Origin of the sequence: Paenibacillus sp. GD4, from assembly GCF_030846225.1 — a bacterium.
Taxonomy (GTDB): Bacteria; Bacillota; Bacilli; order Paenibacillales; family NBRC-103111; genus Paenibacillus_G; species Paenibacillus_G silviterrae.
In genome coordinates this window covers 2,840,129-2,866,035 of the sequence record NZ_JAVCYK010000001.1, presented here as the reverse complement: position 1 = coordinate 2,866,035, position 25,907 = coordinate 2,840,129, and the positions used below count along the sequence as shown (strand labels likewise).

At 55.4% G+C, this 25,907-nt stretch carries 18 protein-coding genes and 1 riboswitch; of the genes, 13 read left to right on the top strand and 5 right to left on the bottom strand.

All coding sequences use genetic code 11. The features are described from left to right. Positions 1 to 98 precede the first annotated feature (98 nt). Genes RAC89_RS13510 through RAC89_RS13500 form a run of 3 tightly spaced genes read left to right on the top strand, consistent with a single transcriptional unit; the run spans position 99 to position 5,301 of the window. On the top strand, positions 99 to 3,041 hold the full coding sequence (locus RAC89_RS13510; protein ID WP_306614074.1) for an ATP-binding protein: 2,943 nt from the start codon (positions 99 to 101) through the stop codon (positions 3,039 to 3,041). Positions 3,042 to 3,057: 16 nt separating this feature from the next. Then, entirely contained in the window at positions 3,058 to 3,819 is a 762-nt protein-coding gene (locus RAC89_RS13505; RefSeq protein WP_306614073.1) for a response regulator, read from the top strand. 30 nt (positions 3,820 to 3,849) lie between these two features. Beyond that, the gene (locus tag RAC89_RS13500) at positions 3,850 to 5,301 is read left to right on the top strand and encodes an adenylate/guanylate cyclase domain-containing protein (protein WP_306614071.1); all 1,452 of its coding nucleotides are present in this window, start codon (positions 3,850 to 3,852) and stop codon (positions 5,299 to 5,301) included. Positions 5,302 to 5,307: 6 nt separating this feature from the next. Here the strand turns inward: RAC89_RS13500 and msrA are convergent, their stop codons facing one another. Then, complete coding sequence (msrA, locus tag RAC89_RS13495; RefSeq protein WP_306614070.1) at positions 5,308 to 5,943, bottom strand: peptide-methionine (S)-S-oxide reductase MsrA; 636 nt, start codon at positions 5,941 to 5,943, stop codon at positions 5,308 to 5,310. 296 nt (positions 5,944 to 6,239) lie between these two features. Here msrA and RAC89_RS13490 point away from each other — a divergent pair, with 296 nt between their 5' ends. The 3 genes from RAC89_RS13490 to RAC89_RS13480 are packed head-to-tail and all read left to right on the top strand — an operon-like array spanning position 6,240 to position 7,988. Beyond that, positions 6,240 to 6,548: an antibiotic biosynthesis monooxygenase gene (locus tag RAC89_RS13490; protein ID WP_306614069.1), complete on the top strand. Its 309-nt coding sequence runs from the start codon at positions 6,240 to 6,242 to the stop codon at positions 6,546 to 6,548. Continuing rightward, positions 6,542 to 7,732 carry an iron-containing alcohol dehydrogenase gene (locus RAC89_RS13485; RefSeq protein WP_306614067.1) on the top strand — a complete coding sequence of 397 codons (1,191 nt, stop codon included), beginning with the start codon at positions 6,542 to 6,544 and terminating at the stop codon, positions 7,730 to 7,732. Before RAC89_RS13490 ends, RAC89_RS13485 begins: the two co-directional genes overlap by 7 nt. 4 nt (positions 7,733 to 7,736) lie before the next feature. Continuing rightward, entirely contained in the window at positions 7,737 to 7,988 is a 252-nt protein-coding gene (locus RAC89_RS13480) for a DUF5367 family protein (RefSeq protein WP_306614065.1), read from the top strand. Between the two features lie 57 nt (positions 7,989 to 8,045). Here the strand turns inward: RAC89_RS13480 and RAC89_RS13475 are convergent, their stop codons facing one another. Both RAC89_RS13475 and RAC89_RS13470 read right to left on the bottom strand, forming a co-directional pair. Continuing rightward, the gene (locus tag RAC89_RS13475) at positions 8,046 to 12,332 is read right to left on the bottom strand and encodes an S-layer homology domain-containing protein (protein WP_306614063.1); all 4,287 of its coding nucleotides are present in this window, start codon (positions 12,330 to 12,332) and stop codon (positions 8,046 to 8,048) included. Between the two features lie 159 nt (positions 12,333 to 12,491). After that, positions 12,492 to 12,600: riboswitch (cyclic di-GMP riboswitch) on the bottom strand. Between the two features lie 126 nt (positions 12,601 to 12,726). Beyond that, complete coding sequence (locus RAC89_RS13470; RefSeq protein WP_306614061.1) at positions 12,727 to 13,536, bottom strand: YheC/YheD family protein; 810 nt, start codon at positions 13,534 to 13,536, stop codon at positions 12,727 to 12,729. A 154-nt stretch (positions 13,537 to 13,690) separates the two neighbouring features. Between RAC89_RS13470 and RAC89_RS13465 the strand changes: the two genes are divergently transcribed. From RAC89_RS13465 to RAC89_RS13455, 3 genes are read left to right on the top strand one after another with little or no spacing between them, the layout of a single operon-like run. Next, positions 13,691 to 14,887 carry a phenylacetate--CoA ligase family protein gene (locus RAC89_RS13465; protein ID WP_306614059.1) on the top strand — a complete coding sequence of 399 codons (1,197 nt, stop codon included), beginning with the start codon at positions 13,691 to 13,693 and terminating at the stop codon, positions 14,885 to 14,887. A 20-nt stretch (positions 14,888 to 14,907) separates the two neighbouring features. Next, a complete protein-coding gene (gene sbnA / locus RAC89_RS13460) occupies positions 14,908 to 15,903 on the top strand; it encodes a 2,3-diaminopropionate biosynthesis protein SbnA (RefSeq protein WP_306614057.1) in 996 nt (331 codons plus the stop codon). Between the two features lie 30 nt (positions 15,904 to 15,933). Beyond that, a complete protein-coding gene (locus RAC89_RS13455) occupies positions 15,934 to 16,899 on the top strand; it encodes a 2,3-diaminopropionate biosynthesis protein SbnB (RefSeq protein ID WP_306614056.1) in 966 nt (321 codons plus the stop codon). A gap of 94 nt (positions 16,900 to 16,993) precedes the next feature. Here RAC89_RS13455 and RAC89_RS13450 read toward each other — a convergent pair whose 3' ends face one another. Continuing rightward, entirely contained in the window at positions 16,994 to 18,667 is a 1,674-nt protein-coding gene (locus RAC89_RS13450) for a copper amine oxidase N-terminal domain-containing protein (protein WP_306614054.1), read from the bottom strand. A gap of 19 nt (positions 18,668 to 18,686) precedes the next feature. Beyond that, the gene (locus RAC89_RS13445) at positions 18,687 to 20,417 is read right to left on the bottom strand and encodes a copper amine oxidase N-terminal domain-containing protein (RefSeq protein WP_306614053.1); all 1,731 of its coding nucleotides are present in this window, start codon (positions 20,415 to 20,417) and stop codon (positions 18,687 to 18,689) included. A 181-nt stretch (positions 20,418 to 20,598) separates the two neighbouring features. On the opposite strand from RAC89_RS13445, the gene RAC89_RS13440 reads away from it, so the two are divergent. The 4 genes from RAC89_RS13440 to RAC89_RS13425 are packed head-to-tail and all read left to right on the top strand — an operon-like array spanning position 20,599 to position 25,893. Continuing rightward, on the top strand, positions 20,599 to 22,044 hold the full coding sequence (locus RAC89_RS13440; protein WP_306614051.1) for a PP2C family protein-serine/threonine phosphatase: 1,446 nt from the start codon (positions 20,599 to 20,601) through the stop codon (positions 22,042 to 22,044). Next, positions 22,041 to 23,705 carry a PP2C family protein-serine/threonine phosphatase gene (locus tag RAC89_RS13435; protein ID WP_306614049.1) on the top strand — a complete coding sequence of 555 codons (1,665 nt, stop codon included), beginning with the start codon at positions 22,041 to 22,043 and terminating at the stop codon, positions 23,703 to 23,705. The genes RAC89_RS13440 and RAC89_RS13435 overlap by 4 nt, the downstream gene beginning before the upstream one ends. 42 nt (positions 23,706 to 23,747) lie before the next feature. Then, positions 23,748 to 25,478 carry an AfsR/SARP family transcriptional regulator gene (locus RAC89_RS13430; RefSeq protein WP_306614048.1) on the top strand — a complete coding sequence of 577 codons (1,731 nt, stop codon included), beginning with the start codon at positions 23,748 to 23,750 and terminating at the stop codon, positions 25,476 to 25,478. Then, on the top strand, positions 25,471 to 25,893 hold the full coding sequence (locus tag RAC89_RS13425; RefSeq protein WP_306614047.1) for an ATP-binding protein: 423 nt from the start codon (positions 25,471 to 25,473) through the stop codon (positions 25,891 to 25,893). Before RAC89_RS13430 ends, RAC89_RS13425 begins: the two co-directional genes overlap by 8 nt. Positions 25,894 to 25,907: the final 14 nt, after the last annotated feature.

Here is a 25,907-nt window from a genome sequence, read left to right as displayed (position 1 = left end):
TGTTGAATCCTGGGACGAAAATATCACGCTAGGGCAAAAAGATGGTATATAATGAGAAGAAAGTCCTATTTATACAAAAGAGATTGGGAGACCCTATCATGCCGCATACAAAGAAAAACCGGAGAACGCTGCGTAAGCGCGTGCGCCGGCTGATGTATTTCTCAACATTGATCAACATCTTGGTGTTCGGGGTGATTCTTCTGGTGATCGTCACCCAGATGTTCCGGCCGCTGTCGGAGACCGCCGCTAAATTTATTGGCAGCAGCATCGCGCGTGATATGAACTCCCCTGCCTTCCTGAATCAATTCGGCATCGCCGGCCTGGAGCAGTTCGATCCGGCTGCGGATAGTGCTAAGCAATGGATGAAGACCCATCTGGAGGATGTGGCCACCCAGGAAAAGTTCATCTATGCCATGCATAGGGACGAGCACGGGGTTTGGGGCGAGAAGCGGCACGACATCATACTCCTCGAGGTACGAATTCAGGACCGGGTCCTGTTTTCCAACGTGCAGGACGTTACGTCTACGCTTGAGGAGACCGGCCCTTGGGTAAGCAAGATCGTCGAGCTCTACAATATTGAATCGAAGCACTCGCTGGTGGATGCTCAAGGAGAGACGATCGGCAGCGTAACCGCGGGCATTAATCCGCTTGTGGGCTTCGGACTGCTCATGGCGGCCGTCGCCTCGCTGCTGCTGCTGATCATTGTCGTTCTGTTCCTGTCCAAGCTGGTCAGCTCTCTATTTACCCTGCCGATTATTGCCCCGATCGACCAGCTGGAATGCACGATGAAATCGCTCGCCTCCGGAGAAGACGTCGAAACGACGATCAGCTCCACGGTCAAGCTGAAGCGCCCCCTGCGCGAAATCGAATCGCTCATTGATTCCACAAATACCATCATGGGGAAGATGAAGAGCTACACCGAGCTTATGAGAGATCAGAATGAAGAGCTCGAAGCCCAAAAGCTGGAGCTGGAATCACAGCGGGATGAGATGGAGGCGCAGCGGGATGAGCTCGAGGCGCAGAAGGAGGAGCTCCTCCGATCGCAGGAGCATATCCAGGAGGCGAAGCGCAAGCTCGCCCTTCAGGAGAAGTCGCTGCGCAGCCTGCTGAACAACGCAGGGCAGGGCTTCCTCTCCTTCGGCGCAGATCTGCGCGTTCGCGAGGAATACAGCCTGGAATGCGTGAAGCTCTTCGGGGCAGGCTTAGCCTCCCGCCCGTTCCCCGAGCTGATTGCTCCAGCTGACACGGAACAAATGACGTTCCTTAGGAACCTCCTCAGCAAGCTGTTCCAGGAAACGGAACCGGCCAAACGTGGATTATATGTGCCGCTGCTCATCGATGAGATTCAGATCGATAACCGTCATATCCAGCTGGAATACAAAATGATCCCGGAGACGGAGCCCGGGGACGGGGAATCCTGCATGGTCATCCTGACCGACGTGACGGAGAAGCGGCTCTTGCAAAGCCAGATGGAGCAAGAACGCAACACGCTCAAGATGGTAGTGAAGGTGGTCGTCGGCTATAACGACTACTCCGAATTGGTCCGTGAGTATAAGGAATTTACCGGCGAGCGCGTAAATGCCTTATTCAGCGAGGAGGTACCGCTGGATGCGGCACTGTTCGAACTGTTCCGGCAGCTGCATACGTTCAAGGGCAATTTCGCCCAATACGGCCTGACCTACGCTGTGGATCAGCTTCATGAGGCGGAAAACATCGTAGCGGAGCTATGCAAAGCCTCCGATACGCAGTCGCTGGAGGAGGTGCGGTCCGTGCTGGCCGGCTTCCGAATGGGCGAATGGCTGGAACCGGAGCTGGAGGTTCTGCAGAGCTTCCTCGGCGATACATTCTTCGGGCAGGATAATGTCCTGTTTATCGATAAAACGAAGATTGTGGAGATTGAGAAGAAAATGGTCGCCACCCTCTCGACCGCGGATTGCCAGGTGCTGCTGCCCGAGCTTCGGAAGCTGCGCTTCAAGCCGTTTAAAGAGCTGCTGCGCAGCTATCCTGAATATACGGCAGGTCTGGCGGAGCGTCTTGATAAGATGATCGAGCCGTTCGAGATCGAAGGCGATGAGGTGCTGTGCGATTCTGAAAAGTATGCCGACTTTGCCCGCTCGCTGGTCCACGTGTTCCGCAATATGGCGGATCACGGCATTGAGTGCTGCAACGAGCGGGAGGCCCAAGGCAAGCCGGAGCTGGGCCGCATCCGCTGTGAGGTTCGACAGGAGGAGAATACGATTCGAGTTACCGTCAGCGATGACGGACGAGGCATTTCGGCGGAGCTGGTGAAGGCAAAGGCAATCGCCAAGGGATTGATCGTCGACGAGGCTGCCGCCGCGATGTCGGAGGAGACGCTGCGGGAATTCATCTTCCATGAGCAGCTCAGCACGAAAGAGGACATTACCGAGCTATCCGGCCGCGGGATCGGTCTCTCGGCGGTGAAGCTGGAAACCGAACGTCTCGGCGGCACCGTAGAGGTGGCTACCGAGGTTGGGCAAGGTACCTCCTTCACCTTCCGCTTGCCGTTCGAGGCCGTGTCCGAGGTGCCGCAGCTGGAGGCCGACTCCATGATCACACCGCTGGCTGAGACGGCGGAGCAGTTCTTCCGGGAGCAGGTCGGTCATTCGCTTCAAGCGCAGACCCCGTTCCAGCTCAGCGCAGAAGATAAGGTATCCCTTCGGAACATCACAACCTTCATTGGCGTGAAGGGGGCGCTTGAGGGCCGGTTCGTCCTCACGATGGACGAGTCTCTGGCCTCCGCAACCGTACGGTCCCTCGTTTACGGCAGCCTTAGTGAAGAAGAGGAGCGGCAGCTGGCCGAGGATACGCTCGCCGAGGCATCCAACATCATCCTCGGCAACTCGATACGCCGTTTTCCCGAGCTGGAGCCTTACATCGTCATTGAGCCTCCGATCACGCTCCAAACCCGGGGCGCTTCAGTCAAGTATGCCGACGCCGCGATATGGACCTGCCGGATGGCCTGCGGGGCCGGTGCTCTGCAGCTCAGCCTGATTTTGACCAGAAAACCTGACCTTTCCTAGGAGGAATACATATCCCATGGCTACAATATTAATCGTTGATGATTCGATCTTAATGCGCCGAAATCTCAAAATGATGCTCACTGAAGCAGGACATCAAGTGGTGGCTGAAGCCTCCAACGGCATCGAAGCTTATAAGGAATACGCTAAACATATGCCGGACCTGGTCACCATGGATATCACAATGCCTGTTATGAGCGGCATCGATGCGGTGAAGAAAATTATCGCTACCTACCCGGCGGCCAATATCATTATGATTTCGGCGCTGGATCAGAAAAGCATGGTGTTCGAGGCGATTCAGAACGGCGCCAAGCACTATATCCTTAAACCGATTACGATGGACAAAATATTGGAGACGATCGACGACGTGCTCAAAATTCATCGCGAGGAGCAGCAGGCCGCCAAAGCGGAGACTGCGGCCGGCGCGGCCGCTCTACCGGAGGCCGGAGCGCCGGCCTTTGCCATCGAGAACAAGAATGGTATTTTCATTGTCACCGCGTTCGGCGGAATTAGCGCTGAAGAGCTCGATTCCATCGGAATGGCAGTGCAGGGCTTCCTGTTTCTGAAGCCTCTCAAAGTGGTGTTCCACTTCCATGACAGTATCGATTCGATGGACGGCGATTTGTTAGCGCGATTCGAGCAGTTCAGCTCCAGTATTACCGGAGCCGGCGGTACTGCTAAGGTGGTCTGCAGGGGCAAGGCATTGACGCAGCAGCTGAAGGAGCTCAATCCCGAGCTGTTCGGCAAGGTGTACACCGATATTTCGCAAATTATTTTGTAACCATAGACTTGATTGAAAAGAGGATCAGCCTTGACGCAGAACAAGAAGACAACCGTAGATCCTATAGCGCTTGCTGCCGCTTATGAACGCTTCGTGCCCAGCACGCTGCTCCGCTTTCTAGAGCAGTCCTCGATGGACTCCGTGCGGCTCGGAGATCATCGGCAGATGGGGATGACGGTGCTGTTCTCCGACATCCGCTCCTTCACGGATCTGTCGGAGCGGCTGACTCCGGAGCAAAACTTTCGCTTCCTCAACTCCTATTTGTACCAAATGGAGCCAACCGTTACCGAGCATGGCGGGGTCATCGATAAGTTCATCGGCGATTCCGTCATGGCGCTGTTCGACGGTGGCGCGGACGGCGCCGTAAGATCGGCGCTCGACATGCTGCGTAGACTCTATGAATATAACCTGGGGAGACTGCGGGCGGGCTATGTGCCGATCCGCATCGGCATCGGACTGAATTCGGGACCGGTGATGGTGGGGATTGTCGGAGGGCGAGAGCGTATGCAGGCTACGGTGATCGGCGATGCCGTGAACCTGGCTTCGCGGATCGAGGGGCTGAACAAGCGGTACGGCACATCGCTGCTCATCACGGAGCCAACCCGCCGCTCGCTGCAGCAGCCGGAGGACTTTTGCTTACGACTTATCGACCATGCCGCGGTGAAGGGCAAGCTGGAGACCGTCCCGATCTACGAAGTATTCGACGGCGATGCGACGGACATCCGTCAAGGGAAGCTGGAGACGCTGCCTTTGTTCAATGAAGCCCTAAGGCTCTATATGGACAATCAGCCGGGTGAGGCCCGCGAGCGGTTCAGCCAGGTAGTGGAGCGAAACCCGTATGATTGGGTGGCGAGACACTTTGTCCGGCTGTGTGCGCCGGAGGGCCGGATTTGGACGGAGGCCGCCTATGACGACAGCTCCCTAGAGCTGACGGTGCGGCAGCTGATCGTCTATGGCGAAGTGGAAACGGAGCCGGGTGCCAGGGGGAGCTCTGGGCGGTTCACCCCCGCTATGCTGGCTCCGCTGCTGGACGCCGTCCGCATGTATTTGCCTTATCGGGCCGGCTTCGGCGCCATGGAGGAAACAGCGTATAGGGGCGGTCCCACCGGGCTGGAGGAGCAGTCGGTATTCCTAGAGCTGCGGGGCTGCTGGAACGGACTCTTTGTGCTGTCCGCCGATCCGATTGCCCAAGAAACCTTGCTACAGTCCATGATAGGAGAAAGCATTCATGCTCTACCGATCGATACCGAAGAACGTCCGGCCTACCTGACCGATGCCGTCAAGGAAACCGCCAATCAGCTGCTCGGGAACGCACTGAAGCTGTTCGAGCCCCATGAATCTTTCGTACAGCTCAGCCCGCCGGTGGCTCAGCTTACGCCCGACGCCCGGCTTCGTTACGATACGAGCCGCATCTGGGGCTCACGCTTCGTCTCGCCGGGACAAGGCTGTGTCGTTGTTTATTTTCTGGAGTATCGGCAGTAGGCGGGATCACCATTTGACTTGTTTCACCAGCCGGATCATCCGCTCCCGATCCTCCTCGGAGACGGGCCACGTACGGAGCTCCTCACACACTCTCGCGAGATTCGTATATCCCTTTGCCAAGCCGTTCAGGCGCGCCGCCAAGGTAGCCCGGGTCAGCTCCTCCGCGGACGGGTATAACGAGGCAAGCTTCGTGATCGCATCGGGATACCGTTTCAAATAATATTTCTGATGCCGCTCCTCCGCCGTATAAAACGCGGTGAGAGGAGCCACCTCCGTGTCCGGTCTGCCCTCTCCCTGTGCCTCTATGTCGTTCAGCACCCGTTCAATCACCCCCAGCTGATCGGCATCGTGATACAATACCAGAGACTGATACTGCCTTCCTTTATACTCATTGATGTTGATCGGCTTGTGGCTGCTCCAGAACAGCTCTAGAAGGTCCTCCAACGACAGCCTCACCGGATCGTACTCGATCTGGACCGTCTCCGAGTGATCCCCCATCTCCCGGTAGGTCGGATGCTCCGTAGTTCCTCCCGCATACCCTACCCGAGTCCTTATGACCCCTGCCAGCTGCCCGAACAAGGCATCCGGACTCCAGAAGCATCCCATCCCGAGCGTAATCGAATGGCTCTTGGTACCGTTCATTGTCGGCTACCTCCCTTTGACTCCGTTAGACTTGGTATTACTTAGTATGACCGCCGATCCCGGATAGAATCAGCCGGTGATACATCCGATTGTTCTTGTGCGCGGTTTACGGAAAAGTCCACCATATGCACCAGCGGAAATTCGCTCCCCTGCAGCCCGGCGCCCCTTTACCCGTGCTCTCCGTCTGACTGCTGCAATTCGACTTGCTCGACTTCAAAAGCATACACGGGGCATGACAAATATGCTACTATTTGGCTTGAGATCATTTTTCTAAAGTGAGAGGAGCCATGGAGCCCATGATAGTTACAGTCGTGAAGGTATATGTGAAAGAGGAGCATGTGGAGGAATTTATTGCTGCCACATGCAAAAACCATGAAGGCTCCGTACAAGAGCCCGGAAACCTCCGGTTCGACGTTCTGCAGCATCGGGATGAGCCAACCTGCTTCACTCTGTACGAAGCTTATGAATCCGAGGAAGCGGCGGCCAAACATAAAGAAACCGCACATTACTTGGAGTGGAGAGATACCGTTGCCCCCTGGATGGCGAAGCCGCGGGAAGGAACGGCCCACCGGGTGATCGCGCCTGCGGAGAAGTCCCAATGGTGATGAACTCCTTTTTGTTTGCAGGCACGCCGGGGATCACTTTTGGCTGTGGGGCGGCAGGGAAGCTGCCTGAGGTGCTGCCGCAGGGAACACGTCGCATTCTGTTCGTGACGGGCAGCTTTCCAAGGACGAACGCGGCGGTATGGGAGCAGATCACCGCGCTGCTTGCCGAGAAGCAAATGACATACGAGGTAGCCCATATCCATTATGAACCGACGGTAGAATGGGTGGATGACGTCGTAGATCACTACCGGTCTTCCGGGATCGATGCCGTTGTTGCCATCGGCGGAGGAAGCGCCATGGACGCGGGCAAAGCCGTATCCGCCATGCTGCGTACCGAACCGGGAGATACGGTCCTCCATTACTTGGAGGGGCAGCCGACTTATCGGCCGCACAGCGGTAATAAAGTGTTCTTCGTGGCGGTCCCCACCACTTCAGGCACAGGCAGCGAGATGACGAAGAACGCGGTTATTTCCATCAACGGGGGCTTCAAGCGTTCCATCCGGCATGATCGCTTCATACCGGATGCGGCGATTGTGGATGGACGGCTCACCATCAGCTGTCCGAGGCCGGTGAAGGCCTCCAGCGGGCTGGATGCGCTGACCCAGCTGATCGAGTCGTACGTGTCGACGAAGGCTTCTCCGTTGACAGATGCTCTTGCGCTATCCGGTATCGAAGCGGCTGCGGGGAGCCTGCTGCCGATCTACACGGATGCGGAAGCTCAGGATGAGGTCCTGCACGGGCAAATGGCCTATGCCTCCATGCTGTCGGGGATTACGCTCGCCCATGCGGGGCTCGGCCTTGTGCATGGCTTTGCCTCCCCGCTCGGCGGCAGCTTCCCGATTCCGCACGGCGTCATCTGCGGGACCCTGCTCGCCGAGGTTACGAAGCGAAACGTGGAGCAGCTGCTGCAGTCCGGGACGGAGCAGGCTGCAGAAGCGCTGATCAAGTATGCCAAGGTCAGCAGGGTGCTGACGGGCCATGCGGACGGCGATCTCGCCGGAGCTTGCAGACGCTTGGTCGAAACGCTGGAGGATTGGACGGAGCGGCTGGAAATTCCAAGGCTTGGCGCCTATGGAGTGACCGAGCATAACATCGATGCTGTCCTGAGAGCGACCGACAATAAGCAGAGCCCCGTTCAGCTGGACCGGAGCGTAATGCGCGAGATTTTGCTAGCCAGGATGTAGCGCTATGTCTCTCATATACGCCGGATGCCGTGTCCCTGCCGGGGACAGAGCGCGGTCTGCCATCTGCACTGCTTTCCCGGGCATGCTGCTGGATATAGCCGGCATGCATTGGAGCGGCTTCTTTTTCCCGGTCATGTCTGCAATGGGATTATCGCTGCTCCCGATTTGGCTGCTGTGGGCTTACAGCCTGATTTCGCTCACGGGTTTACGGACACCGGCTGCTTCTCCCGCGCTTCAAGGATCCGGTGGAGAATGACATACATCTATCACGGAAGGAAAAAAGGCCACCCTAAGGTGGCCCCATTGAATCATCCTACAAGTGCAGCAAGGAATTGCCTATCATATAGTACAAGGTATCATTCACATAGAAGATGTGACTAGCCCCGGAAAGCGATAACGCCTGAAGCTTCTGATACGTTACGGCATCGTAGATGCCGGTTTTGCCCACCAGCTTGGTACCGTCAGGACTAATGGCATAGATGGCTTCCGGCAGCAGCGTCACCGTCTCATTCAAATTCGTTCTCCTGAGTACCCGGTTCTTCGCGATGACGACTCCTTGCTCCTCCAACACTAGCATGGGAGTATCCAAGGGATCTCTCAAGAAGTTCGGGTAGCCGATTTGGGAGCGAGCCGACTGCGCTAAGGTCGATCCGGAGACGGATATTTCGTACACATCGGTACCGGCATTGCCTGCCCCCCAGCCCGATTGATACCAGTAATACAGCTTGCTTTGGTCACTTGTCCACGCAAGGTCACCGACGGAAGCAATGGCAGCCCCGTAGTTAACAGATGCAAACGTAGCAGCGTTAAACATAAGAAGCTTGGGTTCGAACTCTCCTGTTACGATGTAGAGATAGTTCCCTTTTTGATAAATGTGCCCATGAGCCTGATCGCTGCTATCCCCAGCCGTTTGGTAATTCATGTCGCGGGTAACCTGCATCGTCGCCAAGCTGATCTCGGTAACCAGTACATTCGCATCGTTATTACGAATGTACAGCTTCGTTCCATCCTCGGAGAGAGCCAACTCAGAAGGCTTATACTCAAGCGATTTCGTCTGCTCCACTTGCCCGCTGGCCAGATCCACAACATAAAGCTTATGGAACGCTTCATCGACCGCATAGGCTTTCCCTGTCGCGTGGGAATATACAACATCCGATACGGAGCCATGAAGGTAAATGCCTTGTCGTTCTGCCGCTGGCAGTGTCTCCATGGAGGATTTCTCAACAAGCTCAATCACTTGACGTGTGCCGAGAGACGATACGGCAAGTACACGATTCATGCTATTATATAGAGCTTTTGTTGTTCCATCGGCATGGAACGTACCGAATTGCTCAAAATCGGAATAACGATAAGCGCCGATCTGTTTGTCTTTCGTAGTGTAGAAACGTGTGTTGTCCAAATCAAATGCAATGTCGGCAAAGCCACGATTCAAGCTGTACATGTATCTCATATCGCTGTACTTCGTCGTGCTGGTCCGGAATACCGTTCCCGCTCCATTAAAGATGTATTCTCCGTCTGGGGAAAACTTCATCTGCGTATCCATTGTGTAATCTCCATGGTAAGGAGAATCGTAGCCTGCTGGTGCAAATGCACCGTTCGCTACATGATACATTCTCATGTCCCGTGGGGAAGAGTCCGTAGTAATCGAGTAAACCCGGTTCAGTGTTGGGTGCATGTGAATATAGCTTGCCTGCCGAATGTCGGTTGTAGCGGCTTCTCCCGCCCCATTCGGGTTGTAGGACTTCAGCCAAGTCCATTGACCCGATCCCGAGGAAATATAAATATACCCGGACGAATCCACAGCGATGTCATAAGGATCAATACCGATATCGAAGGTCGTGCTCACCGTAAACGATGCGGCATCCACAATGGCAACCGCCCCTTGCTGCGATTCCTTCCACCAGTAGGAGGAGTGCTCGCCCTTTAACAAGGACACATAGATCTTGCCGCCCGCAAAGGTCAGGCTCTCAGGCGGCAGCGCCAAGGAAAGCTCGCTTTTCGCACCGGTTGCATAATTGATCGCATGGAGCTTTTTATTCTGCTTATCCGTCAAATAAAGGATCGGCTCGTCAGGATGCTGTACCGAATCGGTCACCTGGAAATCCAGTGCGATGTGCTCGTTGTAGTAGGTTGTTGCCGTAACCGTGCTGCTTGGCTTCGATTCAATCGCCCAGCCCGCGCCTCCAAGCACAGCCTTCACCAAATAAAATCTTGTCGTGTTCGGCGAAAGCGTATCATCAATGTAAGTGGTGCCCGTGGCTTTCACATCATTGCCCTGAAGATCCTTCAGCAGCGTAAACTCGCCGCCTTCTGCCGGACGTGAATAAATATGATAATAGCTCGCATTTCCTACAGGGCTCCAGCTCACTTGGATTTTGCGGTTCGTCATTGCAGCGGCACTAACACTGACAGGAGCTGTGACAGGCTCTTTCACCAACTCAGTGTACACCCATGCCGTCCCATCCCAAACCGCACTGATCATAAATTGATTTCCGTAATACAACTGCATCACATCATCAACGACTAACGCCGGCGCCAGTTCCGCATAGGTTGCGTTGATAACTGTCGTTACTGCAGCTGGACCGTTATAGAACAGCTTCCCATAGACGGCTCCGTTCACCGTTGCCGTGCCTGCCAGAATGGTTGGATACTCCGTTGCCTTACCTGCCTGAACCGCCGTGTAGCTGCCAGCCGATACGCTGTCCCCTTGAATGGTAAATACAGCCGCATCCTGGTCTTGGCGGGAATACAACGCTTGATACACCGCTTGCGACACACTATCTTTGACTACCCAGCTGGAGGTCGAATAATCACCTGCTGACGGGTATTTGGCAATGAGCTTATCTCCTACGACAAACACCGCTTCAGCATCGACATCGGTCTGTGGATTCGGATGCACGGTTACCTGAAGCTCTGCCGTATACTTTGACAGCTTGTCTACTAAGAAAATACTAGCTATACCCGGATAGGGAGCACTGCTTCTTGTCAGCGTGAGTGTCGACCATTGCTCCCCGTTCACGGTCACGCTGCCGAAAGCAGGACCCTGGTTGTTTTGCTTGATAGTCAAGACCTCCGGCTTGCCCGCAACGATACCAAAGTTTTCAGACCGAAGCTCGGTGCTCCCCTGCCAACGGAATAAAATCATAAACTCTGAAAAATTCGAATCAACCGTCAGCAACTGATTGGAAGAGTGATAGAGCCCTTTGACTACAATGGATGGAGGCTGGCTACCCGGCTCCGTCTGCTGCCCTCCCCCGCCGCCGCTTTCATCGCTTTCGCTTTCGTTGGAGGCCGATGGTGCCGTTGCCGGATTTCCTAGGGAAGAAGGCTGCTTCTCGAACGTGGTGGCCTGCGCCCCCTCGCCAAGGGTTGCTTTTTCAATGGTTCCTTGCCCCTCTACCTTAATGACCTCGCTTGCAATCAGTTCCTTGATAACCACAGTGGTCCCTAAGCTGACTAGGTTGTTTGAGGCTCCATCCGCCACATCCAGCGTCACGACCGAACCATGAACCAGCTCGATTTTAGCCCCGGAGGATGCAATCTGAACCTCCTGGAAATCCCCCGCCAGCTTCACCACGGTTCCTGCCGGTAAGCTTGGCTGCAGAGTTACCTTTATAAATCCGCTTCCTGTACTGCCTTCCTCTTCAATGTTGACGGCTGAGAATACCTCCACCAGCTGCACTACCGTAGTGCCGGCAGCTACAACACGAACCTCTCCGCCTGCTTTCTCAATAATTACGGTGGCAAACGAACTGTTGACCAAGTGAATACTATGGGCTCCGCCGCCCTTCACTGTCGTTTTGCCGCGTACCGTTACATTCTCAAGGGTCACATCGCCTTCCCCAATGCCTTCCCCCAGCAAGAGGTCTCCGGAGATGATCATATTGCGAAGCGTGACCCCGGAGCCATTGACAATGACGTCCTGCTGTAGAGTCTCTGTACCGTGCTCCGGTCCGTAGATTCCAGCCTTTGTATACGAGAGAGGCTCCTGCTTCAGCTTCGTCTGAGCCGAGCGCTCGATCGTTACGACGGCTTCCGCGCGAGTCACCTTACGGGCCGGAGCGAAGCTTCCATCACCGTACCCGTTCATAATCCCTTTTGCCGAGACGGCAGCGACTTCCTTCCTGCTCCATGCGGGGATCACTGCTTGGTCTTGGTACTTGAGGTCTTCGCCCCCCGGCTCCAGCTTTAGTAACCCTGTGAGCATCACCGCCAGTTCCTGACGAGTGACGGCATCCCCCGGACGAATCGTCCCGTCTTCGTAGCCCTTCATATATCCGGCTGCCGTCGCCGCCGAGATAGGTTTGTACTGCCACTCGTCCTTCGATACGTCCGGGAAAGAAGCCGTGCCGTTCGTCGAAGTAAGATGGAACTTACGATTAATTAGCGCGGCCATTTCTGCCCTCGAAATCGAATGGTCAGGCCGGAAGGTCCCGTCCTCATACCCTTCAATCATTCCCTCCTTCACCCACTGCGCGATGGTTTCTTCCGCCCAATGGTTACTGATGTCCGTAGCTGCACTCGCCTTCAAGGCAAAGCTGAAGAAAACCACCCAGGCCAAGGCCAACATAAGTGCTTTGGGTTGAAACATCACTTTCATCGATCTGACTCCCTCCTGCTTCCTCTTGTCCGCTTACATCGAACGGCTATGCTTTCAGGACCCCTGGATACGGAAAAGTCCCCTGAAAGGCTCCGAAGGCTGCACGATAACATCATGCAGCGTTCGATCACCCTTAGAGGACCTTATCACATGCATCGTTTCGGTAGCCTGGCAATCCTGGACCGCAATTCGCCCTTGAGCGTTGATTGCGTTCGTTAGACCCATAGCTTTGCGTCACCGTCTTTCGGCGGTTTTGCCTTTGTCGTTCAATGGTACTATTCGTCTGATTTTGTTGAATGGTAGGACGTAGTCATTTTATCACAGGAATTTGAGCCCCGACAATACAAAATATTCCTTTCCAATAGGCCTATAACACTATTCATCTCATCCTATCTCACACCATACCCCGCTTCGATTTCGTACACTTCAAGCGATACTTACGCCCATACCCCCTGCCATAGCGAATAATCCGGTGCAGCATGCTCCGATCCCTCAGCTTGGTGAAGGGGCACGGGTCGGGGCTGGTGTTCACCTCCAGAATCCAGGGCTTCAGGTGACGGTCCAGGGCGATATCCGCGCCAATCTCCCGGATCCCGGGAAAGACGGCGGCGAGCTGCCGTGCGGACTTCACCCCAATGCGCTGCATGGACGCGATTAGTGCTTTTCTTCTCCCATGGCTTGCATAGGGCTGTAAAATCACGTCCACCGGATAGATCGTCCCCCCCTGGCTTCCGTTGGTAACCACCTTGCGGGGATGGGCCACCCGGCCGACAATGCCCGTAGCATCCCATGACCCCCGGCGGCTGCGCTGTACCATGACCCGGATATCAAAGGGACGTCCTCGGTAGGTTAACAGCTCGATGCCCTTTTGTACCAAATACGGCGTCCCCTTGGTCAATCGATAAAGCTCCTGATAAGCTTTGCCAAAATGCGCAAAGGAGCGTACCCGCGTGCCTTCCTGGTAGCGGTAAACGGTACGTGCCCTCCGCCCTCCTCTTCTGATCTTGTCCACCCTTATGACGCCGTTTCCTTGGGCGCCTTGGCACGGCTTGATGTAGACCATACCGTACTTGTGCAGCATGTCATAGAGAACGCGTCCATTCATGCTCTGCGTTAAGGGAATTTGGCTTCTTACCTCTGCGCATCGACACAGTACCTTCGTCTTGATCAGCTTATCCGGCACATGGCGGATATGCCTCTTCATAGGATCCCTCCGTTCTATGGACTCTCTAGGTTACTATACGGGGGGAACAGGGTATTGGACTGGGCAATGACCCAATGCGGACACCGAAATTCCATTTTTTACATAAGCTTTACTGTGCACATCTATCTCAAAGTAAGGGAGTCGGACATGTACCATGGATCAATGGAAGGCTAAGCTGATAGAGGTAGGGGAAACGTACCCATGGTATACGGGCCTGCTTGGGGGCAGACAGGCGGAGGAATTCGGCAGTCTTCAAGAGCTGCCGCTGATCACTTCGGCTGTCCTTGAGGCTCACTACTATCACCAGACGCCGGATCCCGCCCTTGCGGTATACCGCACGTCAGGCACCAGCTCGGGCCGTCGGAAGGCGATCTTCTACTCCGAGGAGGACGACAGAAGGTATGTCGAGATCAAGACCCGGCTGTTCGGCAAGCTGCTCGAGGGCAGCGGCTGCAGAAGGGCGCTGGCCGATATGGGAACCGGCCATGCGGCGAGTACGGCTACAGCGATTTTCGACCGTCTGGGCCTCGACAATCGTTCGATCTCCTTCGAGCTGCCGATAGAGCGGCATATCGAAGCGCTGACGGCGTTCCGCCCGGACCTGCTCTATACGATGCCGTCCATCCTCGATCATATCGTCTATGCCTCCGGGGACCCCCGTGCCTTCGGCATCCGCAAAATCATCCTGGTCGGGGAAATCGCCCCGCCCCAATGGCAGCGTAATATGGCTCAGTTGTTCGGACTGGATTCCCGCGATGTAATCGATACCTATGGCTCGATCGAAATCGGCACGATTGCCTACTACTCCCATGATATCGGCAGATACCTTCTTGTCGACAATATGATCGCCGAAGGGATCGGGACGAAGGAGCTTGGGGAAGCGCTGGAGCCGCTTGGGGCCGATGAAAGTGTCCTCGTGCTGACCTCCCTTGTGCGCAGCATGCTTCCGGCTCTACGGTTTGTGACGTATGATGTGGTGCGTGATCTCAGGCCTGTCATAGTGGATGGCGTGGAGAAAATGAGCTTTCAGTCGATCGTCAAGCGGGTTGGCCGCGAGCTGAAGCACGGGGAAAAAATCAGCGTTTACGATATTGAGCAGGTCGTCTACCGGCATCTGGAGGATGCGATGGTTCGCGTGAAGATGCATAACAATGCCCTGGTGGTGGCGATTCAGAGCAAATCGGCAACGGAGGAGGCAGCTCGCATCATTCAAAAAGAGCTCGGGGAATGCATCCCGGAAATCGGTCTGATGATTCAAAACCGGCTGCTGGGAAATATTCGGGTGACCCTCTTACCGGAAGGCGAGCGGATGGAGAACGGCCAGGTAAAAAATAAGAAGCTCTATTATTAGAAGACAAAGGTTGGATAAGGATGAACACCGAAGGTAGTATGATTTCCGCAATCGGAAATACGCCACTCCTCCGACTCCGCCGCCTATTCCCTGACGGCGGGCCGGAGGTACATGCCAAGCTGGAGCTGCTGAACCCCGGAGGAAGCGCCAAGGACCGCCCGGCCCTGCGAATGATTCAAGAGGCCTGGCACACCGGGATGATTGGACCCGGTTCCGTCCTTATCGAGTCGAGCTCCGGCAATATGGCGATTAGCCTGGCCATGATCAGCAGATATCTCGGCATACGCTTCGTCTGTGTGATCGATCCGAGAACGACGGAAACCAATATCCGCATTCTGAAGGCCATGGGCGCGGAGATCGACTATGTCGCCGACCCGGACCCGGTGACCGGCGAATTTTTGCCCGCCAGGCTGAATCGAGTTCGGCAGCTGCTTAAGGTGCTCCCGGGGAGCTACTGGCCGAATCAATATACGAATGCCGACAATTACCGGTCCCATTACCACACTACCATGAGAGAGATGGTGGAGCGGCTCGGACGAATCGATTATTTGTTCTGCGCTGTCAGCACGTGCGGAACGATTCGGGGCTGTGCCGAATATGCGCGGGATCACGGGCTCAATACCAAGATCGTGGCCGTCGATGCGGAGGGAAGCGCCATCTTCGGGAGACCGAACGGCAAGCGCAGGTTCCCAGGGCTTGGTGCCGGTATGGTGACCCCTTTGTACCGGGAGGAGCTGATTGATCGCGTCGTGCACGTATCCGACTGGGACATGGTGAAGGGCTGTCGCGCCTTGGCACAGAAGGAATCGATTTTGGCCGGAGCCTCGTCCGGAGCTGTTGTGGCTGCGGTGATGCAGCTGCAGAAGGAGCTCGACCCCGGTTCGGTATGCGCCGTCATTGTTCATGATAGAGGGGACCGCTATCTGGATACGGTGTACTCGGATGCTTGGATCGGCCGGGAATTCGGCCCGGAGCTTGCGGAGGATGCCCTGGCCGGCTTGGAGGAGGGACTGTAGGCTGCATGTATGCGATAAGGAGGAATCGACATGCTGTACCTGAACGATAAGGATATCCAAGCGCTCGGTATGGATTGGCCTGCTCTCTTGGAAGTAATCGAATCCACCGTCCGGCTGCTGGATGCGGGTGATTATGCTCAGCCCATGAAACCGTATTTGCGGTACGGCGACCCGAACAATCGCATTATTGCCATGCCCGCCTATGTGGGGGGAGAGGTCCATACGGCGGGGATCAAATGGATCGCCAGCTTTCCCGGCAATCATGCTTACGGTCTGCCGCGCGCGCACAGCGTCGTCGTCCTGAACGAGTCCAGGACAGGACAACCGTCCGCCCTGCTCTGCTCCCCGCTTCCCAGTATCGTTAGAACGGCCTCGGTCAGCGGACTGCTGCTCCGCCGTGTCATGGAGGCACGCAGCTATGAGCAGCTTCAGCTTGGGATTATTGGCTGGGGCCCCATCGGTCGCTACCATGCCCGGATGGCGTTATCACTGTACGGGGATCGTATCGGACGAATACGGGTTTACGATAAGAAGGGTGTGGGGCTGGAGGAGTTTCCTCCCGGCTGGCGGGAGCGAATTCAGCCTGTGAAGGCCTGGGAGGAAGCGTATCTTCACTCCGAGGTATGTATCACGTGCACGGTATCGGATGACCGGTACATCACGCTTCCACCCCGCCCGGGGAGCCTGCTGCTGCATGTGTCCCTTCGCGATTATGCGCCGGAAGCGCTGGCCCTGGTTGAAGCCATTATTGTTGACGACTGGGATGAGGTATGCCGTGAGAACACCGACATCGAGCTGCTCCACAAGATGCAGGGACTGGCCCGAGCCGACACTCTCACGCTGGCTGATGTCATCTGCCGCGATGCTCTCGCCGGGATCGATGCGGATCAGCCGATCCTGTTCTGCCCGATGGGCATGGCGGTATTCGATGTAGCCGTTGCCTCCTACTATGTGAAAGCGGCGAAAGAGCGGGGCATGGGGGTTGCGCTGGATTGAAGACAACTTACTGTTGACGAGTCCCTGCCTCCCATGTGCCCCCAACTTCCCAAACTACCCTATCGCCGCCCAGCTTAGCCGTTGAATGGAGTCCTTATTTGGGGGCAGCTACAAAGTACATGCCGAACGTATAGATCTGGAATACGCCATTTTTTAGTCTTCCTTGCCAGTCGGAGCCGTATTGAAAATTGCTAAGCATTATTTCATTGCTGTTCTTTACCTGGCTCCACTTCCCGTTGTACTGCTTCGTTCCCAGCGTATACTGCCATGTATTATCCGCCTTAATGACAAGAATGCCGCCCTGCTTCCCTGTGGTGTACTGCCCGCCGCCTCCCGGAGTATCCGATGGGACACCCGGTACCCATAATTCCCATGTTCCCAGGAAGTAAGGATCCGGCTGTTCCGGAACGGCGGGGGGCGTAGTTTCGGGTGGCGTATTCTCCTTCGGAGGATCCACTTTTGGCGGGTCCTGCGGAAGCGGCTCTTCTTTCTCCGGTTCGTTCTTGCCAGCGCCACCGGCAATGATGATGCTTCGCGTATCATTGTCGAAACGAACCTCCTGCTTGAGGCTCTCGCTAACGAAACGCACAGGAACCATGGTAGTCTCCCCAATAATCATGGCAGGGACATCCATCATGACCTTCTGACCGTTAAGGGTTGCTTCTGATTGGTCAATCTTCAGCCCAACGGTCTGATCCCCGAGCCGCATGGAAATGCTCTTGTCCTCCCCGTTCCATTCCACCTTCGCCCCGAGCGCCTCCCCGATAAAACGAAGCGGCACCATCGTGCGGCCATTGATTAACGTCGGAGCCGCATCCAGTGTGTGCTCCTTACCGTTAACCTTAGCACTAAGGCTATCCAATTTCAGTTCAATGACCTGCTTTGGCTTCTCCATGCTTTTCTTCGTGACCGTCACCTTGATTGGAGCTGAATACGTAAGCTTACCGTTGGGGCCGTGCGATGCCAGCCTGTAAACGTAGGTATGCTCCGCAAAGGCATAATGATCGGTATATTCCGGCTTCTCCAAAGAAAAATCGTTCATCTTTACATACGCTCCGCCGTTGTCGGAACGATATACGTCATACCTGCTGCCAGAAGTGACTGCCTTCCAGGGGACGGTTACCGGCCCTTCTTCCACCTGATAGCTGTATTCCGTACGAGCGGCGTCTGAGCCCGGATCCTGAAGGCCGGCGTAGTCCCTCCCATCCGTTACCGGAGACGTTGGCGAAGGTTCTGGCTGCGGCAGAGGACGCGCAGGCTCCGGTACAGGTGCAGGCTGGGCAATGTCCTCCTTCTTTTGTTCCAGTACATAAGAAAAGAACACCTTGGTAATTGCCCCGCCGCGATCCGCATTATATAGGTCCACCCGCAGCTTCGCATAAGAGCCGTCGCTCCGCTCGATCCAATAGATTCCGCCGCTTACAAGCTTCTGCGTGTTGGAGAAGGCTTTGCCGGCCGGCGCAGACGGCGCCCCCAGCTCCTCTCCCTCCAGCACGGCAATCGAGGCAGCCCCGATGCTGCCCTTGCCGTCGATGACAAAATCCGCTTCCGCTGCAGAAGAGGTCAGCTTGCGCTGCTCTAAGCTATATCCGCCCTTATCCAGCACATTGCCCGACCAATTCAAGGTGTAAATGCTGGGGGAGTCATACGTCCCTGCTTGGACTTCTCCCCACGTAACCGCATTCGCTGCACCGGTCGCGCCTGACGGAAGAAACCATAGACCGATACAGAGAGCTAGAACAAATAAGGGATACCTTGCATATTTCATACCATCCGCTCCCTTCTTCTTACTTGGCTGCAGGGCTTGCTATATAGTAAGGCAGCCACATGACGCTTCCGTCCGCCCATTTGCCCGCCTCGTAGGACACCATCATTTTACCGGAGCCATTAACGAGCAGGGTCCAGTCGATAGAGTCCGGTCCATCCTCCAAAATAATCGAGTACTCGTACCCGAATACCTCGTTCAGCTTCGATTCTCTCCACTTGCCCGAGACCGCTTCCTTTGTCTTCATCGTGTAGGTGCCGTCCGCATGGATGGTCAAGGTACCTGCCGCAGCGCCTGCTTGGTATTCATGCGTCGCATAAGTCCCCGTATCCCTATAATACAAGTTGGTCGCACCGCCCTCGATCCAAAGATCGTAGCTGCCCACGAAGCCGCTGAAATCATATTCCTTCAGTTTAAAATCCTCAATAGCCCCCGGATTGTCCGAAGCCTTTACTCCACCGTAGCCGGGGAGCCAAGTTGTAGTGATTACGGTGTTGTATAACGTATTGTTGGAATACACATATTTTTGCAGCAGCTGCACGGATCCCCTCTGCCCGGGAACCACCGCCCAATCGGATTTATCCATCGCATGGCTCAATATAATGGCTTCAGGATGCCCCTCCACCTCGGATTCTTTAGCTATGGTCCAATTACCGGTAAATTCCCCGCGATGTTTCAGCTTAACGAGGTAGGTGCCGTCTTGAAATATACTGAGGGACCCAATCGCCTCATTCGCAGCATCGGCTACCGAATAAGAGAGTGACCAATTGCCCATCATCCCGACCAGAAACCCTTGATTCGAAGCCGGGTTGGACGGCTCGGCAGTCTGTGCAGCGGGTGCCTCCCCTGTAATCGTAATCGTCTTGGTGCTTGCATCATAGCCCACCTGCTGATTGAAGCTCTCGCTGATAAAGCGAATCGGAACCATTGTCGTATCCGCCATAATCGTCGGCGCTACCTCCAACCAAACGAGCTTGCCGTTAACAGAGGCTGCAGTTTGGTCGACCCGCAGCACGATCATCGTACCCTGCTGCTTCAAGGTGATCTTCCTCTCGCCGCCGTCCCAAGTCAACTCGCTCCCCAACGCCTCGGCAACAAAACGAAGCGGTACCAGCGTTGTTCCGTCTACAATGGTCGGCGCCACCTGGAGCGCTACCGCCTTTCCTTGCACGGTCGCTTCCTTCTTGTTGACGGCAAGCCGGATCGTCGATTTCTGCTCTGAAACAGCTGGAGCTGCAGGCGGATCAAATGTCAGTGAGGCGGAAGCAGGCTCCTTAGCCGCGCCTTCCATAACGTAGCTGAAAGCTACCTGCTGGAAAGACTGGCCCCCTTCCGGCATGAGGCGGTCTATTCGAAGCTTGGCATACTTGCCGTCGCTGAGAACGATCAAATACAGATCCCCTTTAGCCATGGTGTAAGAGCTGCCAAAGTTGGACAAATCTCTGCGTGTCGGGTCTTCCAGCTGCTCCCCGGTCAGCTTGCGCAGGGAAGCAGCCCCGATGGAACCATACTGGTTCATGACCAGATCAGCCTTCTTGGTGTCCGTAGTTATTTCCATCGTCTTTAAGTCCAATCCGCCTTTATCCAGCACATCCCCCGACCAATTCAATGTGTTCGGATGAAGGGGCTGATACGTCCCTGTTTTCACTTCCCCCCAGTACAGTTTCCCGTCGCCGCCGGCGGCGGCTGCAGTGCCGAAAGGCACCAGCGCAGCCATGAGAAGCAAAGCAAGCATCCAAGTGATCGTTTTCAATAGTCCCACTCCTTCTTTCCTTCGTTAGGATGAAGTATACCGGGATTCGCTTACAAATCTCTTACACGATGTGACACTTTGCTGTAGATAATCAGCCCTGCCCATTATAAAATAAGTGGGAGTACTGACATCTCCCTACAGATAGGAAATAGTGCTGATGACCTACACCCTTTCGCTGCTAATGCGCAGGTTTTTTTACATGTACGGTGCAGCCGGCGTGCTCTGCTTCTTTATCTTCTATAACTATAACCTGATGGAGGAGAGCTCCGGCATGCCGCATAGGATGAATACCGGCGTGGTAGGGCTCATCCTGTTCTGCCTGGCCGGCGCGATGGTCCTTTCCACGTTCACCTATTATCAGCTTGGTTCTGCGACACTTGAAAAGCCTATCGGCAGGACTACCGTTAACGGTGTGCGACTTCAGCGGCTGGTCCGCTTTCCCATGCGACTTTTCTGGGTTGTTATCGCCTGCGGAGTCTGCTCGGCTGCTTACTATGCCACCTGGGGGTTCGCCGTTTCCGAGCAACGCATGGATGGCTATGCTGCAGCGCAGCACCTCCTTCTGGAGCTATCCATAAGCCTGGCTCTCGGCCTGCTCATGTACGCCTGCGCCGAAAGATGGCTGCGGCCTCTTGTAATAAAGGAGATGGAGCTCCATTCTCTGTGGCCGTCCGCTGCCAGCCATATACGTCCGCTCCTTCTTGCCTCCGGCAGCTTCACCCTGATCACTATCTTTGCCCTCTTATGGCTGATCTTGAATGACTTGGGACTGAATAGAGCGATTTCGGAGGGAAGACTCCTGTTCGCCGCCTGCTTCGGTTTCCTGCTCAGTACGTTGCTTATTGCATGGCTGCTGTACCGACTCCGCCGGGATGTACTGGAGCTGGCAAGCCGTATCCTCTTGCTGCCAGGCTATAACCGTTCCGATTACTACGCGCAGGTTCCTGTAGCTTCTCCCTACGAAACAGGGGAGCTGGCGGCGGCCTTTCAAGAGATGCAGCAGCGTTCTCGCAAGGAGCATGAACAACTCGAGAAGCAGCTTGAGCTTGCGAAGCAGACACAGCTAAGGCTGCTGCCCCCGGAGGAACACCAATTCGGCCCCTGCCTTATCCAATGCATACCTCGGCAAAGCTCCGACGTGCATGGCGAGATGCTCGATGTGTCCCCTCTACCGGATGGCCGCTTCCTCATCATGACCGGATGCGTCACGGGGGTGCAGGGCTTGCCTGCCGCAGTGATCATGTCTGCTGTTCTTATGCTGTTCCGGCTGGAGGTGAAGCAAGCTGCGTCCGCCTCGGGATTAGTAACCTCCCTTAACCGTGCGCTGTGGGATACGCTCCAGGAAGGGATTCAGGTATCCATGACCGTCGGCTGGTTCGACCCCCACCGCGCTCAAGTCATGATAGCCAGTGCCGGCCGTCTCTCTTGCTCTGATAGCCGAGGACGTCTGTGCCTCCACGCAGAAAAGACGCCGCCGCTATTGGGCACGACAGCTGATGTCTTATACACGGAACATACGCTTCCCCTGTTCCCTGGGGAGAAGCTTCTTTTCACCGCGGGAGTGAACCATGATGACGAAATGCAGCCCTCCGCCATCACGGTCATCTGGAAGGGGGATACGGCATGAACCGTACAGGTGTACAGCTGCTGCTGCGCTTAACCCTTTGTTACGCGGCTGCACTGGCGATCGGAACGATCACCCTTACTTGGATTTATAATATGCTGATTAATGGCAGCTCTCTGGACAAATTGTTGAAGTTCAACCTGAAGGCCATTCTGATCGGGGATGCACTAATGCTACTCCTGCTGACCTTCCTAACCTGGATTCGCCTTCACAAGGCAGTTTCCTACTGGGGAGCGCCTCATAAGGAGGAACGAGCAGCGACCGCTCTCCGGCGAATGTATCAATTTCCCGCGGAGCTCTTGTGGGGGATGCTCGGCTTGTCACTCGTTTTCTCCCTTTTGTATGATTTGGCCAGCTTGCTCTATGAGGGACAATCCCCGTTCTCCATATCTTCTAAGAAACTCTTGCAATTGCTGGAGTCCTTGCTGAAGGAAATGACACTGGCCGCTACCCTGGCCATGCTGCTATATACTTTTTCACGCAGCAGCCTGCAGCCTTATATTATTATGCTTCAGCAGGCCTCTCCCGCTTCTGCTGAGCCAATACAGCATAGGACGTCACGAAGCTTCCTGCATCCCTTCTTGGTAACCTTCGGGATCTGCTTTTTCATTATGCTGTTTAGCATGCTCAATTACGTACATACCAAGAACCTTCGCGGGAAGGAGCTGTTACTGCAGGACATCGGGACTATTGCTGCCTATTATTGCGTTATGGGGGGCACCCTCTTCTGTATGCATGCTTTGTCGTTCCGCAGGGAGCTTCGCACCATTATCGGTTCCTTTAAAGCTGCTCTAACAAGCTCCGAAAGCAGGGAGGCGGCGCAAAGGCTGCCCGTCTTGGCAGAGGATGAGCTGGGGCTTCTCGCCACTTCCGTCAATGGGTTCCGTACCCGCATGAGGGCGGAATACAATAAATTGCAGCAGGAGCTTCAGCTCGCATCGATTGTACAACGAAAGCTGATGCCGCCTGCCTATTACACTGCAGGCGATATAGAGATCAGTGCCTGCTGCCGCCAAAGCCAGGAGGTAGGCGGTGACCTCTACGATATCGTCCCCATCGATGAACATCGGGTCGCCGTAATCAATGGGGATGTTTCGGGAAAGGGACTGTCGGCAGCCTTGGTCATGTCAGCCGTTATGGTGCTGTTTCGGGCAGAGGTTCGAAATGGAGGCTCGGCAGGGGAGCTGATGACGAGGTTAAACCGTATGATGACGGAGACGCTCCAAGGCGAGATGTTCGTTACCCTAGGAATTGCTGTTATTGATTGCATTACAGGCCGTCTGGAGTATGCCAGTGCAGGTCATATGGCCCCTTATCTTCTGCATAACGACAGCGTTCAGCAAATAGACTGTTCTTCCCTCCCCATCGGTATTGATGAGGAAATGGTATATGGCTACCGGACCATTGACCTTCGCCCCGACAGCCGGCTGGTGCTTTATACAGATGGGGTCATTGAGGCAATGAATGACCAAGGCGAGATGCTTGGCTTTGAGAGCTTTGAGTCCATTCTCAGCAGGCTTGCCCATGGTAAGCCGCTGCAGGAACAGCTGAACACTATGACTGCCCCGCTGATGCAGCGAAGGTTCGGATCTCATGAGGATGACTGGACTGTGGTCCTGATTGGAAGGAAGATGCCTGACACGAGATACGGGACCGGTTTGTAAGAAATATGTAAGGCGCAGGAAGCTATACTTTGCATAATTGATTTGATTACAAGTGAAGGGGGGAGCATCATCGAATCGGTACTTGAGCTGATCCATTCGGGTTTATTTCGTGAGGCGGCATGGCGCATGGAAGCCGCTGCCCTGGACCACTTCACGTCGGCAAGCGAGTACGTGGATCTCCTTCCTCATGGTGAATTGAAGACGTCCCCCCTACTGCTTCAAGTATACGGGGAGAAGCGCTGGCTGGAGGGCAAGCTGTCCTTGGCTGCAGATGCTCTTCAGTCTTCCGTGAAGGGCTATGTCAGGCAAGGCTTGTCTGCCCGCTTCCTGTCCGCCTTCGCTTCGCTGGCTATTGTCCGCACACAGCTGGGGCAATGGCATGAAGCAGAAACGATGCTTGCGTTCTTGGATCGGGAGTGGGAACTCAGGGAATTGGAAATCAAGGATGGCCGCATTCCTTTAGCCTTGGCTGTGCTGGCCCGCTCCCGAAAGGATCTCGGGCTGGAGGCGGATCGTTACGAATGCGCAGCTTCGTTATTCCGGGAAGCGGACCTGCGCAGCCTTGCCATATATACTCTGGCGGAGGCTTCACTCCGTCCCCAGCTGCTGCTGCAGCATCCGGCGACTAAGGAGGCTCTGCTTCTCCACGTCCGGCAAGCCGGAGCTTCTCCAGAGTGTATCCGGATGCTTAACGAAAGCTCCGCCGGCATCACCGGACTCCCTGCTGAACTCAGCAAGCGCCATTGGGATTTGCTTTCCCTTCAGTCATCGGGTACCTGTGCAGATCCCGTGTCTGAGGATGTAGAGGTACAGTACAACCACGCGTGGATTCAGTACCAGCAGTTCATGACCCAAGGAAAGGAATCGAAGGCGGTTTCTTTTGCTTCCAGAGTCCTGCTATTAAAACAGCAGCTGCCCTATCAGGATCTGCACCCGCTTGACGAGAGGAGCTCATCAGCGGCTCCACTTTCGCAGGAGACTTCTTCCCCGATGCTTCCCAGCGGCTGGAGCATCCGCTGCTTGGGCGGGCTTGCCTGCACTAGCCAAGGTACCGAAATCACCCATATCCATTGGAAGCGAAGGAAAGCGCTGGAGCTATTCGCCTATTTGCTTCTACAGCCCGGCTACAATGCGGTAAGGGAGGTTGTGGCTGACGTGCTTTTCCCTGATGCGGAGCCCGGCAAAGCAATCAATCAGCTGCACGTGGCCGCTCATCGGCTGCGTCAGGTGCTTCAGGAGTCGCTTCATGCGGAAAGGGGTCTCTATATGATCGATGGTACCCTCTATCTCGATCCGCAGTTGATCAGGGAGGTCGATGTGGAAACATACCGGATTCAGGTGAGGGTGGCCCATCAGCTTGGATCCGATGATCCGGATCTTGCCCTGGAGCTGCTCGGTAAAGCCAGTCTGCTGTACGGCCCCCTCCTCCCCGAGCTTCCCTATTCCGATTGGCTCGAACGGTGCCGTACTCAACTGCAGGAGCTGCAATGCGGCGTTCTAAGCAAGCTGGCCGCCGCGTCTATTGCCGCCGGAGACGAAGAGAAGGCAAAGCATTATTGGACCGAGTGGATCTCGCTCGCTCCCGCTCAAGAGGAAGCGTACCAGCAAATCATCAGACTGCACCTAAGCCAGGGGCGACCCGCTGAGGCGGAGGCTTGCTACCGCAGGCTGGAGGCGGTTCTCTCGGATGAGCTGGGGATGACCCCCTCGGTAGAGACCAGACGTCTGCTGCAACGGATGACGGACAAAGGAAAGGAGCGCCACTATGAATAACGGAATCGGCAGCCTGGAGAGAAGCTGGACCATTCCCAGCCGATATGGCTGGGAAAAAACCATTATGAACCAAATCCAAGCTGAGCTTTCCTCCATTCCCGGTGCGGCTGCCCGGCTTCACGATATGCTGACGGCCGTATCCGAGGCTTGTCTGAATGCCATGGAGCATGGCAACGGTATGAACCCTTCACTCACGGTAAGCACGGATATGCTGGTACGGGAGCGATCGGTTGTATTCCGTATTTGCGACCAAGGCGCCGGTTTCGCTCCCGATGAGCTGACCCGACGCGATCCATACGGGGAGGCAAACCCCCGGGGCTGGGGCATGCTGCTTATGACTCAGCTCGCCGACGAAGTACGAGTGGGGATGGGCCAGGCCCCCTTTTGCATCGAGCTGCATTTCGCAACCAAATGAGGAAAGGAGGAGCA